This window comes from Arthrobacter sp. TWP1-1, assembly GCF_049897845.1.
Lineage (GTDB): Bacteria > Actinomycetota > Actinomycetes > Actinomycetales > Micrococcaceae > Specibacter.
In genome coordinates this window covers 88,625-102,747 of record NZ_JAFCXC010000006.1, presented here as the reverse complement: position 1 = coordinate 102,747, position 14,123 = coordinate 88,625, and the positions used below count along the sequence as shown (strand labels likewise).

The 14,123-nt window shown below is 60.9% G+C and carries 13 protein-coding genes and 1 tRNA gene; 1 reads left to right on the top strand and 13 read right to left on the bottom strand.

Annotated elements, in window-relative coordinates; genetic code table 11:
• Positions 1-47: 47 nt before the first annotated feature.
• The 13 genes from pth to ACP7B9_RS12195 all read right to left on the bottom strand — a co-directional run bounded on the left by pth (position 48) and on the right by ACP7B9_RS12195 (position 12,886).
• Positions 48-620, bottom strand: coding sequence for an aminoacyl-tRNA hydrolase (gene pth, locus ACP7B9_RS12255; RefSeq protein ID WP_425863742.1), 573 nt, complete (start codon positions 618-620; stop codon positions 48-50).
• A gap of 12 nt (positions 621-632) precedes the next feature.
• Positions 633-1,199: a 50S ribosomal protein L25/general stress protein Ctc gene (locus ACP7B9_RS12250; RefSeq protein WP_425863740.1), complete on the bottom strand. Its 567-nt coding sequence runs from the start codon at positions 1,197-1,199 to the stop codon at positions 633-635.
• A gap of 390 nt (positions 1,200-1,589) precedes the next feature.
• Positions 1,590-2,426, bottom strand: coding sequence for a hypothetical protein (locus ACP7B9_RS12245; RefSeq protein ID WP_425863739.1), 837 nt, complete (start codon positions 2,424-2,426; stop codon positions 1,590-1,592).
• Between the two features lie 117 nt (positions 2,427-2,543).
• Positions 2,544-2,816, bottom strand: coding sequence for a hypothetical protein (locus tag ACP7B9_RS12240; protein ID WP_425863738.1), 273 nt, complete (start codon positions 2,814-2,816; stop codon positions 2,544-2,546).
• A gap of 17 nt (positions 2,817-2,833) precedes the next feature.
• Positions 2,834-3,814: a ribose-phosphate diphosphokinase gene (locus ACP7B9_RS12235; RefSeq protein ID WP_425863737.1), complete on the bottom strand. Its 981-nt coding sequence runs from the start codon at positions 3,812-3,814 to the stop codon at positions 2,834-2,836.
• A 38-nt stretch (positions 3,815-3,852) separates the two neighbouring features.
• Positions 3,853-5,313, bottom strand: a complete 1,461-nt coding sequence (gene glmU, locus ACP7B9_RS12230; protein ID WP_425863736.1) for a bifunctional UDP-N-acetylglucosamine diphosphorylase/glucosamine-1-phosphate N-acetyltransferase GlmU — start codon at positions 5,311-5,313, stop codon at positions 3,853-3,855.
• 101 nt (positions 5,314-5,414) lie between these two features.
• Positions 5,415-5,489 (bottom strand) — tRNA-Gln (locus tag ACP7B9_RS12225).
• Between the two features lie 417 nt (positions 5,490-5,906).
• Positions 5,907-6,068, bottom strand: a complete 162-nt coding sequence (locus tag ACP7B9_RS12220) for a hypothetical protein (RefSeq protein ID WP_425863735.1) — start codon at positions 6,066-6,068, stop codon at positions 5,907-5,909.
• A 669-nt stretch (positions 6,069-6,737) separates the two neighbouring features.
• Positions 6,738-8,516 carry an ABC-F family ATP-binding cassette domain-containing protein gene (locus ACP7B9_RS12215; protein ID WP_425863733.1) on the bottom strand — a complete coding sequence of 593 codons (1,779 nt, stop codon included), beginning with the start codon at positions 8,514-8,516 and terminating at the stop codon, positions 6,738-6,740.
• 38 nt (positions 8,517-8,554) lie between these two features.
• Complete coding sequence (locus ACP7B9_RS12210) at positions 8,555-9,577, bottom strand: 4-(cytidine 5'-diphospho)-2-C-methyl-D-erythritol kinase (RefSeq protein WP_425863731.1); 1,023 nt, start codon at positions 9,575-9,577, stop codon at positions 8,555-8,557.
• Positions 9,578-9,580: 3 nt separating this feature from the next.
• A complete protein-coding gene (gene rsmA, locus ACP7B9_RS12205) occupies positions 9,581-10,459 on the bottom strand; it encodes a 16S rRNA (adenine(1518)-N(6)/adenine(1519)-N(6))-dimethyltransferase RsmA (RefSeq protein ID WP_425863730.1) in 879 nt (292 codons plus the stop codon).
• Between the two features lie 98 nt (positions 10,460-10,557).
• Positions 10,558-11,733, bottom strand: coding sequence for a transglycosylase family protein (locus tag ACP7B9_RS12200; protein ID WP_425863728.1), 1,176 nt, complete (start codon positions 11,731-11,733; stop codon positions 10,558-10,560).
• 259 nt (positions 11,734-11,992) lie between these two features.
• Positions 11,993-12,886, bottom strand: coding sequence for a TatD family hydrolase (locus ACP7B9_RS12195; protein WP_425863726.1), 894 nt, complete (start codon positions 12,884-12,886; stop codon positions 11,993-11,995).
• 122 nt (positions 12,887-13,008) lie between these two features.
• Here ACP7B9_RS12195 and ACP7B9_RS12190 point away from each other — a divergent pair, with 122 nt between their 5' ends.
• Positions 13,009-14,121, top strand: coding sequence for an AAA family ATPase (locus tag ACP7B9_RS12190; RefSeq protein ID WP_425863725.1), 1,113 nt, complete (start codon positions 13,009-13,011; stop codon positions 14,119-14,121).
• Positions 14,122-14,123 lie beyond the last annotated feature (2 nt).

Below are 14,123 nucleotides of genomic sequence, written 5' to 3'. Positions count from 1 at the left end.
GGCTTGCATTTGTGGGGTTCTTCGGTTCCATGCAGGCGCTGAGCCGCTTAGTGGAACTTGCCCTGGGCTTCCAGCAGGCCATCGGTGACAAGAAGTTCGACGGCGTCGGCTGAGTTGTCGATCAGGAACGGCAGGTTCTTGTTTTCGGCAGTTGAGAAGTCCCGCAGCACGTGGCTGGCCGCATCGGCCCGGCCCGGCGGGCGCCCAACTCCTGCACGGACCCGGAAATATTCCTTGGTGCCAAGGGTCCTTGAAATGTCACGCAGGCCATTGTGCCCACCTTCACCGCCACCCTGTTTTAACTTGACTGTGTCAAAAGGGATGTCGATCTCGTCATGGACGGCAATCACATGATCCGGCTGGAGGTTATAGAACTTGGCGAGTGCCGCCGTCGGACCTCCACTGAGGTTCATGAAGACGGAAGGCTTGGCCAAAATAAGTTTGTGCCCACCAACGGGCAGCCTGAGTGTTGCAATCAGGGCCTTCGCTTTATGGGTCTTGAAAGTTGCTCCATGGCGGGAGGCTAATTCCTCAACCACCATGTAACCAATATTGTGCCTGTTACGGCTGTAGCCGGGCCCGGTGTTCCCGAGCCCGACTACAAGCCATGTATCACTCATGAAAGGTGAAGACTACTCTGCTGCAGTTTCAGCTACGGCTTCAGCGGCCTGCTCAGCCAAGTGAGCGATCAGCATGATGTCTTCGTTGCCCAGCTCAGCGTCGGCCGGCAGAACCAGGTCCGAAGCGTAGATGTGCTGACCGGCGGTGCGGCCGGTGATGTCAACATCGATGCGAACCGGAACGTTGGTGGCATCTGCGGACAGGCTGATGGTCATTTCTTCCTGGTTGACAACAACCGAGGGAGCAGGCTCTCCAACGAGGTGAACGGGAACGTCAACGAGGACCTTCTCACCCTTGCGAACGGTCAACAGGTCGATGTGCTCAACGATCTGAAGAACGGGGTCCTTCTGAACGTCCTTGACGAGGGCAAGGTGAGCAACGCCGTCGACCGTAACGGTCAACAGTGCGTTGGAGGCGCGGATGGCGCGAACCGTCTCGCGCTCCGGGAGAACGATGTGGAGGGGAGCAACGCCGTGGCCGTAGATCACTGCGGGGATCTGGGCTGCGCGGCGGATGCGGCGTGCAGCACCCTTGCCGAACTCGATGCGTGCTTCACCGGTGAGGTTCAAATCAGTCATGAAAAAGCTCCTTCATTTCTTTGGGTGGGCGTGGACTAAACAGGTCAACACAATCCATCAAAGATTCAGGAGCTGTGGGACCCAGTCGATCACGGACACGTTTTACGGTGTCCCTCGCCAAGGTTTACTGGTCTAGCTTACCAGAGCTGCGGGGTCCGCTTCGCCGCGGTGGCGGTGGTTTCCGCCACCACGTTTGCTGCCTACTTTTGCCGCCCACTTTTGCCGCCACCACTTTTCGCCGCCCACTTTTCGCCGACTCCACATTTGCTGCCCACTTTTGCTATGCGCCGAACCCATGCCGAGCTGGGCGCCGGGGCCACTATGCGCTGAACTCACTCGCAGTGTGGAGCATGCCGGAAGTATTGTGAGCTTATGCGCCGGACTCAGTCCTCAGTGTGGCGCAGAACTGATCATCGCCAGCGCCTCGCAGACCCATTTCAGCATGACATCTGGGCTCCCCAGCACCACCTTGGCCGGAATGCGCAAGCACCACAAACCCTTGATCACCAGCAGGTTGTCGCGCCGCAGATCCTCAGCCCATCCGCCCTCTGTGTTGTGGTAAGTCTCTCCGTCTGTTTCCACACCTAGAACGCCTTCAACCAAGAGGTCTAAATGGCCAACGTCCTTGACGTGAAACTGGCCCTGGACGTTGAGCCCGGCCTTGCGTAGGTAGTATCTGGCCACGGTTTCTGCGATAGACATGGCCTGTGGGTCAATCATGTCGATGATCGCTCTAGCACCCGTGTCTTCGCGCTTGGCGAATTCTGCACGAAGGTCAGGGATGGTGCACTTCTTGAGTACCACCGCAGATTCCAAGGCAGCCAGACCATCCACCTCGGAACCACATTTTACGCATTGGCGCAGAATGTCCATCAAGGTCTGACGTCCGCTCACCTTGTGAACCACACAACCAGAAATCGGCCTGCCATGTGCTGCTGCAACATGCGGAAGAAGTGGGGCTTTGATGATCCACAGCCCCAGCTGCTCGGCCTTCGTGAAACAAGTCCGCCGTGCCTGATGCAGGGCTAGATGTATATCCAACGGATCAGCATCCGGCAACGCATAGTAGCCACGGCTAATCTCGCTGATTGTTCCGGCTCCCACGGCCTGCTTCAGACCCCAGGCCGTGCATCCCCTCAACAGCAGGTCTTTCCTTCTCGCGACCTTGCCATACCAAGCAACTTCATCCGCTACAGAGCGGTTCTTTACTGCTTCTGAAAGTGTCATGCAACCTAGCGTGTCCGCGGAAGGGCGGCCGCGACAGCCCCGCCGTCGTGATTGTGGATAACTCAGCCTTGGGCGACACCTGTGGAGGAACAAACGCCTACTTTATGCGCCGGACTGTCAATGGAATCCGGCGCATGCTGTAAGTGACGGTCCTTTATGCGCCGAACCCGTGCCCAGTACAGCGCCCGGTAGACCATGCGCCGAACTCAGCACCAGTTGGGCGCATAAGGAACGGGCAGCGGAGGGCAGGCGCGAGTACAGCTGCGCCGGATCAACTTCCAGCAGGAAACGCACATCTGGCGAACGCAAAACGGCCGCCTCCCCGGTGAGGGAAGCGGCCGTTCGTGGGGACAAGCCCTTGGTCTCGACAAGCTCGACCAGCGAGGTCAAGCTCGACCAGCAGTTACTTAGGCGTCGCCGTCGAACAGGCTCGTAACTGAGCCGTCCTCGAAGACTTCCTTGATAGCGCGTGCCAGCAGAGGCGCAATGGACAGCACCGTCAGCGTCGGGAAGCGCTTCTCTTCCGGGATGGGCAGCGTGTTGGTCACAACAACTTCGCGCGCACCACAGTTGGCGAGACGCTCGGCGGCCGGATCGGAGAACACGGCGTGCGTTGCGGCGATGATGACGTCCTTGGCGCCGGCGTCCTTCAGAACGCGCACGGCGCCGGCGATGGTTCCACCGGTGTCGATCATGTCGTCAATCAAAACGCAGGTGCGTCCCTCGACCTGTCCCACAACGGTCTTGGAAACGGCCTGGTTCGGCACCGTCAAGTCACGCGACTTGTGCACGAATGCCAACGGCGCGCCACCCAAACGCTCTGCCCACTGCTCAGCCACGCGCACGCGTCCGGTGTCGGGCGAAACCACGGTTACGGCGTCGTCCCCCACAATGTTGCGGATGTGGTCAGCCAACAACGGGATGGCAAAGAGGTGGTCAACGGGACCATCGAAGAAGCCCTGGATCTGCGCGGTGTGCAGATCCACGCTCATGATGCGGTCGGCGCCAGCAGTCTTGTACAGGTCAGCAACCAGACGTGCCGAGATCGGCTCGCGGCCGCGACCCTTCTTGTCCTGGCGGGCGTACGGGTAGAACGGAGCAACAACCGTGATGGTGGCAGCGGACGCGCGCTTCATGGAATCGACCATGATCAGCTGCTCCATGAGCCAGTTGTTCAACGGTGCCGGGTGCGCCTGAATGATGAACACTTCCTTGCCACGAACGCTCTCCCCCGAGCGGACGTAGATCTCACCGTTGGCGAAGTTGTAGGCCGACATCGGCAGCAGTTCCGTGTTCAAGCAGCGTGCCACTTCCTCGGCCAGCTCTGGGTGCGCTCGGCCCGAAGCCAATACCAGTTTTCTGTCGACGTTATGACTTAGTTCGCTCATGATTTTCTTTCTCGCGGTGGTGGGGTAGGTGAGAAGTTTTAGTTGCTGGCGTGATCGGCAGCGTTTTGGGCAGCCTTCGCCGGGATGCTGTCCGGGCGGTTCGCCACGGTCCAGCCCTCGGCGTTGCGCTGCGCAGCAACGGTCAGGCTGAGCGCTCCGGCGGGCACGTCCTTGCGGACAATGGCGCCTGCGCCGGTGAAGGCACCGTCGCCAACTGTCACGGGGGCGACGAACACGGTGTTGGATCCCGTGCGAACGCCCGAGCCGATCACGGTGCGGTGCTTGTTCACGCCGTCGAAGTTGGCCGTGATGTTGCCGCAACCGATGTTGGTGTCCTCGCCAATTTCGGCGTCACCGGCGTAACCGAGGTGGGAAAGCTTGGAGCCGCGGCCGATCGTGACGTTCTTGGTTTCGTAGAACGCACCAATCTTGCCGTCGGCGCCGAGCACGGTTCCGGGGCGCAGGTAGGTGAACGGGCCAACGTGGGCGCCTTCGCCGATGATGGCGCCGGAGCCGTGGGTGCGCGTCACTTCGGCATTTTCGCCAATCTGCACATCGGTGAGCGTTGAATCGGGACCAACGACGGCGTCGCGCGCCACCGTTGTTTTTCCATGCAGCTGGGTGCCGGGCAAGATGGTGACGTCCTCAGCGAGCTGTACTGTGGAGTCGATCCAGGTGGTGGCGGGGTCGATGATGCTGACGCCTGCGCGCATCCAGCCTTCAACGATGCGGCGGTTGTGCTCGGTGCCAAGGGCCGCGAGCTGAACGCGATCGTTGGCGCCTTCAACCTGCCAGCGGTCGGTGGTGGAGACTGCTGCGACGCGTCCGCCGTCGTTCCTTGCGAGGGACAGGACGTCGGTCAGGTACATCTCGCCCTGGTTGTTGTCCGTGGTGACACTCTTGAGTGCAGTGCGCAGGACGGCGGCGTCGAAAGCGTAGATGCCGGAGTTGATCTCACGGATTTCGCGCTCGGCGTCCGTGGCGTCCTTGTGCTCCTTGATGCCAAGTACGGTGCCATCTTCGTGGCGCATGATGCGGCCATAGCCGGTGGCGTCGTCGAGCACGGCGGTCAGAACCGTCACTGCATTCTTGTCCGCATTGTGGGTTCCGACCAGCTCGGTCAGGAGTTCGGTGGTCAGCAGCGGGACATCACCATAGGTGACTACTACCGTGCCTGTGACTGTTTCCTGGACGTCCAAGGCATCCAATGCCTGCTGGACGGCGCGGCCGGTGCCGGGAATCTCATCCTGATCCACGATGTGCGCACTGTCATCAAGTTCGTTGATGTGTGCTGCGACGAGATCGCGTTCGTGGCGGACAACCACAGCAAGCTTGGCCGGGGTCAAACCCTGCGCTGCTGCGATGGCGTGGCCAACCATGGAGATGCCACCAATGGTGTGCAGGATTTTCGGTGTGCGTGACTTCATCCGAGTGCCTGCGCCGGCAGCCAAGACGATGACTGCTGCGGGGTTGTCGGTGGGAATTTCTTGGGGGCTCACTAAGTGGCACTCCTGCCCGGACCAAAGTCCGTTTTCAAACGTACGCAATGGGAAACTACTCCATGGTACCCGCTCGAGCCACTTGACAGATGCGTCGAAGTTGGTTCCGCCCATAGGATTCGAACCTATACTCCACAGCTCCAAAGGCTGGGGTGCTGCCATTACACCAGGGCGGACCATGCACTTCCCGCTCTCGCCGGAAGGTCACGAGAATATAGTGTGCCACGCGGAAGGCATATTTCGCGAGTTGAGACCGGGCGGGCGCCTACAATTCTGCAGACCCAGTGGCGCAAATCACACGAATTCCCTGCGGCTCGCGGCTCCTTCACTCATCTCAGATCTGGTGGCTGCGACGAACGAATCCTCCCGAGAGCCTGCTCAACCCAACCCAGCATGGTGTGAGGTTGATAAAGCGCGATCGCCGCCGGAATTCTCAGACGCCACATACCTTTAATGACGTACATGGTGTCTCGGCGAAGATCCTCTTTCCACGCATTCTGATCATTGTGATAGGCCTCGCCGTCAATTTCTAAGCCCAAAATTCCGTCTACCAGCAGGTCCAGGTGCCCGGCTTCCTTGATGTAGGCCTGCCCCTACACGTTGTATCCGGCTTGGCGAAGGTGGTAGCGCCCGCAGGTTTCGGCGATGGACATGGACTGCGGATCAATCATTTCCACGATGGCACGCCCCGCCGATTCTGTACGAGCGTTGAATGACTTGCGAAGGCTATTGATCGAGCATTTCTTCTTGACCACAGCCGACTCCAACACGACAAGGGCCTCTAATTCGCTGCCGCATTTCACGCATTGATGCAAAATATCGATTAGGGTCTGGCCACCACTGACGCGATGGCCCACACAGCCAGGAACGGGGCGGCCATGCGCCGTGGCTACGTGGAGCTCCCGTGGCTCGTTCAATAGCCACAACCCCAAGCTCGTGACTTTACTCAAGCAGCTTCGCCGGGCTTGGTGGATGGCAAGGAAAGCATCGTCGGCAGAAATATCGGGGACCCCATAGACACCACGAGCACACTGCACAACGCGTCCGTCAAATACGGCTTTGCTAATGCTGCGAGTGGAGTATCCACGAGTCACCAGAACACTTTGTCTGGCTGTGCCACCCATCGCGGCTAGGAAAGTTCCGATTGGCTGTTGCTGACGGCTTCGGCGAGGGCTCATGTCACAAGAGTCAGCGACGATAAGCCGCGGCGACAGCCCCGACGTCGTCAATGTGAATAAAAGTTCCGGTGGACCCAGCTGTGGAGGGATCAACCCTTAGCCTTTGGAATCCCCCAGCTCTTGAATGTTCTGTTCTGCGTTGAGCTGGAGATGAGCTTGCCGCACAACAGTGTTGTGCGGCAAGCTCGACGCGAAGTCAGCGCAGGACAGGACATTCGCTAGCAGAGCAGCAACCGGGCCGGAAATTTACTCTAGGACAGCCGAAGCGTCCAACCATTCCAGCTCTAGGCCTTCACGCTCGGTGGCAAGCTTGGCCAGCTTGGCGTTGAGGTCGCCCAGGACGTCGTACTCGCCCACGTGCAGAGCCATTTTCTCGTGCAGCTTGGCCTCGGCAGCGGAGTTCTTGCCCAGCTGGCGCTCCAGACGGTTCAGCACCTTGCGGGCATCACGCTTCTGGCCCTCGGTGGGACCGGAGGGCGCAGCAACGGCGGTCGGGGCGGACGACGACGGAGCCAGACCGGCAGCCTCGCGCAGTTCCAGATACTGGTCAACGCCGCCAGGCAATCCCCGCAACTGACCGTCGCCGAGCAACGCCATCTGGTGATCGGTGACGCGCTCCAGCAGGTACCTATCGTGCGAAACCACTACGAGCGTGCCCGGCCAGCCATCCAGCACATCTTCCACGGCCGCGAGGGTGTCGGTGTCAAGGTCATTGGTGGGCTCATCGAGCATGAGCACGTTCGGCTCACCGACCAGCAGGCGCAGCAGCTGCAGGCGCCGACGCTCACCACCGGAGAGGTCCTTCACCATGGTCCACTGCTTGTCCTTGGTGAACCCGAGCTGCTCCACGAGCTGGCCGGCCGTCATGTCCTTGCCGCCCACTTCGAAGGAGCGCTTCTCGCGTTCGATGACCTCGATGACGCGCATGTTCAGCACATCGTCGAGCTCATTGACTTCCTGTGTCAGCACGGCGGTCTTGACCGTGGAGCCGGTCTTGACCTTGCCGGACGACGGCGGGACCTCACCGTTGAGCAGGCGCAGCAAGGTGGTCTTGCCGGCACCATTGACGCCGACCAGACCCAGCCGCTCGCCCGGGGCCAGGCGCAAGGTGATGTTGTCGAACATTTCCTTGTCGCCGTAGCTCAGGGAGATGTTCTCAAGGTCAATAACGTCCTTGCCCAGACGCGCGGTTGCCATCTTGGACAGCGCCACCGTGTCACGGGGCTCCGGCACATCAGCGATCAGCTCATTGGCTGCCTCGATGCGGAACTTGGGCTTCGCCGTTCGTGCGGGGGCGCCGCGACGCAGCCAGGCCAGTTCCTTCTTGACCAGCTGGACGCGCTTGGACTCCATGACGGATGCCGAGCGGTCACGCTCTGCACGAGCCAGAACATAGGCGGCGTAACCGCCGTCGAACGGGTCAATGATGCCGTCATGAACTTCCCACGTGCGGGTGCACACTTCGTCCAGGAACCAGCGATCGTGGGTGACCACAACGAAGGCGCCTTCGTTGGCACGCCAGCGCTGCTTGAGGTGCTTGGCCAGCCAGGCCACGCCCTCAACGTCAAGGTGGTTGGTGGGCTCATCGAGCATGATGACATCGTCATCGCCGATGAGCAGCTTGGCCAGTGCCACACGACGCTTCTGCCCGCCCGAGAGCGAGTGAATGTTGGCGTGCCAATCGACCTCGCCCACCAGCGCGCCCATGATCTCGCGGATCTTGGGGTTGGAGGCCCATTCGTGATCGGCCGCCTCTCCCACGATCGCGAAGCCAACGGTGTCGTCGCCGTCGAGCACGTCCGTCTGGTCAAGGTAGCTGACCTGCACGCCGCCACGCACGGTGACGCGGCCGGAATCGGCAGTCTGCCGCCCGGCCAGCAGGCGCATCAGTGTGGACTTGCCATCACCGTTGCGTCCAACAATGCCAATGCGGTCCCCTTCTTCGATGCCGACGCTGATACCGTCAAGGACGGTTCGGGTGGCGAAGGCAACGCTAAGATTTTCGCCGCCAAGCAAATGAGCCACGTGGTACCACTTTCCTTACAGGTTTTTAGAACAAAAATTTACAAAACTATGTGTGCGCCGTGCACAGGTCCTTCAACGGCCCAGGCCTCATGCCCGTTGGCGGTCAGTGCCGCCGCCAAATCTTCTGCATGCGCGGCATCCACGGCCAGGAACGCCACGGTGGGACCGGATCCGGAAACCAGCGAAGCCAGCGCACCGGCGCCCTCCCCCTGGGCCAAGACATCTGCCAGCCCTGGCGCGAGTGAAACTGCCGCAGCCTGCAAATCATTGTGCAGCCAGGGCGCCAACGCGTGCGCATCCCCGGCCCGCAATGCCGCCAAAACTCCCGCTTCAACTTCGCCCGGTTCTGCTACCTCTGCGCCGGAACTGGCGCGCAGCTTATCCAGCGTGCCGTAAACCACCGGCGTCGAGAGTCCGTAATCGGCCGGCACCAACACCCAGTGCAGCGGCGTGGGTGCCAGTGCAGCAGTTAGCTGATCCCCAATACCAAGTCCGACGGCGGCACCCCCCAAAAGCGCGAACGGCACATCCGCGCCCAGTTCGGAACCGAGCTGGGAAAGCTCTTCCCAGGACAGCCCTGTGTGCCACAGTGAATCGCAGGCCACCAAGGCCGCGGCGGCGTCGGCCGATCCCCCTCCCATGCCACCGGCGATCGGCACATGCTTGGTGATCTCGATATGCACGCCGCAGGGATTCTCGGAAATATCGGCGACCAGGAGTGCTGCCCGCACGGCCAGGTTGCTGGCATCGAGAGGGATGCTGGCGAGCAACTCGGCGTCGAGTGAGCTCTCCGGACTGATGCTCACGGTGATGTCGGTAGCCGGCGTGCCGGGCTTGGTGGTGATGGCCACCTCTTCATAGAGCGAGACGGCCAGATACGTACTCGCGACGCCGTGGTAGCCGTCCTCACGCAGCGGGCCGACCCTGAAGAAGGCGTTGATCTTTCCCGGTGCACGGACCTTGACGCGGCGCGGCGTTGGCGCCCACGCCGGGTCCCCCACGAATGGATCAACAGTGCCCGAGGCAGTGTGCCGCGTGCCGGCCTTCTTCGATGAGTCCATGGGCTACGCCGTGAAGGGAAGCTTGGCTTCGGCGATGCGTGCGTACGCTGCCACGTCGATGACCTCGCCGCGGGCGCTGGGATCCACACCGGCCGCGCGCAGGTACTTTTCTGCCTCGGCGGCGCCACCGGCCCAGCCGGCAAGGGCTGCGCGGAGTGTCTTGCGGCGCTGGGCGAAGGCGGCATCGATGACGGCAAATACTTCTTCGCGGGATGCCCTGGTCACGGGCGGTTCGTGGCGGGTGAAGCCCACCAGCCCGGAGGAAATCTTCGGCGCCGGCCAGAAAACGTTCATGCCGATGACCCCGGCCTTGCGCATCTTCGAATACCAGGCGCCCTTGACCGACGGCACGCCATACGTCTTGGATCCGGGGCCAGCCACCATGCGGTCCGCCACCTCGTCCTGAACCATGACTAGGCCATGCTGCAGCGAGGGGAAATGTTCCAGCAGGTGCAGGACAACCGGCACGGCCACGTTGTACGGCAGGTTTGCCACGAGGGCGGTGGGCTCGGCGGGCAGCTCCATGACCCTCATGGCGTCGGAAAGGACGACGTCGAGATTGCCCACCAGGTCGGGGCGGAACGCGGCAATGGTGGAGGGCAGCTTTGCTGCCAGCACTGGATCGATCTCCACGGCAACAACTCGGGCCGCGACGTCGAGCAGTCCCAGCGTCAGGGAGCCAAGGCCGGGGCCAACTTCCAGCACCGTTTCGCCTGGGTCAACATTGGCCGCGGCGACGATGCGACGGATGGTGTTGCCGTCAATGACAAAGTTTTGTCCCAGCGTTTTTGTGGGGCGCACACCGATTTCTTCCGCGAGTCGGCGGATTTCGGTGGCACCTAGCAATGGCAAGGGTGTGGGGCTGGGATCTGTGGAGGTCACTGAACAATGGTATCTGCTATTAACGCGCACACTCCCCTGATTGTGCCGAAGCTATCAGGGGAGTATGCGCTGTGCTCTGTATTTATGTGCGGGTCTTGCTAACCAACTACGTGGCCACAGCCCCAGGGCTGCAAGCCGCGAGTTGCGTAGACCTTGTTGGCGATGTCGATCTGCTGAGCCTTGGTGGCCAGGCTGGCGTTGGGGGCATATGCTCCACCGCCGGCGCTGATCCAGGTGCCAATGTCGAACTGCAGGCCACCGTAGTAGCCGTTGCCGTTGTTGATGGACCAGTTGCCGGTCGATTCACACTGGGCGATAGCATCCCACATGGCCTCATTGGACATGGCGGGAGCGGCTGCACCGGTGTTGGTGCCGGCGGCGGCCTCAGTCTTTTCTGCCGCCTTCTCTTTCTCGACGGGGCGTTCCTTGCTGCCAATGGAAATCTCGGCGTCAACAGGTTCCAGAACTACCTTGGAGCCGGTTTCAGTGCGGCTGACAACAACGCCGTCGACGGTGACAGTGCGGAACGTCTTCTCCAACGAACCGGCTACGCCAGCCTTGGTGGTCTTCTTCTCGTCCTTGTAAAGCGCTGCATCTACGCTTTCCTCGGTCTCGAAGGGAACTGCCGCGGTTTCGGTGGCAGTGCCTGCCGTGTTGACGCGAGTCACCTTGACCACCATGTTGTCAACAACCGTGGCAACACCCGGTGCGGACACGCGGTCTGTCGTGGCCAGCTTGACGCCGGTTTCGGCCAGTACGCCTGAAACGTCTTGGGCCGTGGTGTTGGCGACGAACTTCTTGCCGTCAACAACGATCGTGACCTGCTTGGGGGTGATGATGCTGATGTCACTGGAGCTTGCCAGGAGTGTATCCACCGGAGCCGAGATCTTAGCGTCTGCGGCGATGCCCAATTGGCTGATCAAACCGCTGACCTTCGTGGAGGTGGTGGTGACAGTTTGCTCGGCACCATCGAGCCGGACCGTAATGTCTTTGGCTGTGTTGAGGGTGATGGTTGCACCATCTTCAACCGCCGTGTCCAAGGCCGGGGTGATGTGGTCTTCGGTGCCGACTGTAATGTCAGCAACCTTGAGCACGTCGGCCACGGACCCGCCGTGGGCTTGAACTGAGCTTGCTTGGCCGTCAACCACAAGGGTGAAGGTCTTGTTGGCCGTAACGAATGCCATGACACCCACAACGAGTGCCAAAAGGACGGCGGCCTGACAGGCAAGCTTCAAATAGCTCAGTTTGCCATTGGCGGTGAAGATCGAAGACACGAGTTCTCATAACTACTAGAGCACCCGGGCACGAAGAAGTAGAGAGCAGTTCAGGCATGAAAAGAGCCGCAAATAATTGGGCACAGATCTAGCTAGAAAAGTTCCTGCGAACGGTTGTGATGAACCCGAAATGAACGGTGGGCACACCAGCATTACATCCGTTGGCCTTCCCCGACCACGGCTAATAGTTCATCAGCGTAACCTAATCGTGACCTGATGGACAAGGTTTGATCACGAAAAAGTGACCAGTCCTACACCGCTAGTCGGCCCAGGATCCGTACACGCTCTCGGTATTTTTGCTCAGAAGTTGGCAAAATTCACTCAGGTCCCGTTCCAGCAATTGACCCATGCTTTGTACCGTGTACGGCAGCATATAGCTAGCATTGGGCCGTCCGCGGAACGGATGTGGCGTCAAATAAGGCGCGTCGGTCTCGGCCAAGATAAGTGCCGGATCGGCCACGCTGAGTGCCGCGCGCAAATTGTGCGCATTTTTAAACGTCACCGTGCCCGAGAAGGACATGTACCAGCCGTTATCGTTACAAATTTGGGCCAGCTCGGCATCGCCCGAGAAGCAGTGGAAGACCAACCGCGAGGGAGCTCCAACCTCGGCCAGAATCTTCAGCACATCCTCGTGCGCATCACGGCAGTGAATCTGCAACGCCAGGTCCCGGCGCTTGGCAATGTCCAGGTGTTCCCGGAAGGAGTGGTGTTGGGCTGCCACACCATCCTCGCCGGTCCTGAAGTAGTCGAGTCCGGTCTCACCGATGGCCCGAATCCTAGGGTGGGCCGCCATGGCATCAATCTCTGCGAGCGCAGCTTCCAACTCCCCCGCAACAGCCAGCTCTGGTGCGTCATTCGGGTGGATCGCGACGGCGCCCAGCAGCCGCGGATCCGCATCTACGGCCGCCACGGTGAATCGTGACGACGGGAGATCGCACCCTACCTGGACGGCCCCTGCAATACCCACGGATTCCGCGGCATCTAGGGCGGCGCCCAACTCGATGGGGGTATCGCCATAGTCAAAGTGGGTGTGGTTGTCATAGACAGGTACCGGAAGTACCGCCGGAGCCGGGGCGAAGTCACCGCGGTGAGTAGCGCCGTCGTTCTTAAGCATTTCGGGGCGGTACGGGCGGGGAACATCTTCGGTGCACATGGTCATTTACTTTACCGGCTAATCCTGAGTGCCTGCCGGTGCGGCCAAAAGGGTGGGAAGCTAGTAGCGTAGGTCACAACGCCGGTGATCCTTGTGCCGGGCGCCAATTGGGAAGGTGGGGCATGCACCCTCAGGAGACTTTGCTGACAGCCAATAATTCGGCGGCAGGTGCACCGCAGCTTCCACAGCGCCGTCCGCGGTCGACACGCGCTGGCGACGGGACCCGCCCCATGGATCCAGACGGATTTTCCCAGTTGAGCGCCGAGATCATGGGCGTCATGAACACCGTCATTGACGGCAAGGAAGAATCGGTCAGGCTCGCACTCACGGTACTTCTCGCCGGAGGCCACCTACTACTGGAGGACGTCCCCGGGGTGGGCAAGACGCTGCTGGCCAAGACACTCGCCAAGACGGTTGACTGCACCGTCAGCAGAATCCAATTCACCCCTGATCTGCTCCCCAGCGACATCACGGGCGTGTCCATCTACAACCAGTCCTCACAAACCTTTGAGTTCCGGCCCGGAGCCATTTTTGCCAACATCGTTATTGGCGATGAAATCAACAGGGCCTCCGCTAAGACCCAATCGGCCCTTTTGGAATCCATGGCCGAACACCAGGTCAGCGTTGACGGCACCACCTATACCCTCGACGAGCCCTTCATGGTGATCGCCACCCAGAACCCCATTGAGATGGAGGGCACCTACCCGCTTCCCGAGGCGCAGCGTGACCGCTTCATGGCCCGGATCTCCATGGGTTACCCGGATACCTCGGCTGAGCTGGCCATGCTGGAAACCCACCAATCGGTGAACCCTTTGGACTCCGTTTTGCCGGTGGCGAGCGATGAGGAGGTTGCCGCCATGATCGAAACCGTCGCGGCCATCCATGTCTCCCCCGCCGTGCGCGCCTACACAGTTGCACTTGGCCAGGCCACCCGCACCAATCCACAGCTGCGTTTGGGCGCCAGCCCCAGGGCCCTGCTGCAACTATTACGTGCGGCCAAGGCAGCGGCCGCGCTGGCCGGGCGTGGTTTTGTCCTGCCGGACGATATCCGAAATTTGGCACACCCCGTCTTGGCACACCGTTTGCTGGTTGAGCGCAGCGCAGCCAGCCAAGGCGTGACGGCGGAATCCGTGATCGATGATCTGTTGGCCACGGTTCCGGTGCCGGGCGCCGGCGCACCAGTCACCTCAGTTCCGAACACCTCCGCGCCCCGAACCACCAGGGACTCCCGCTAAGG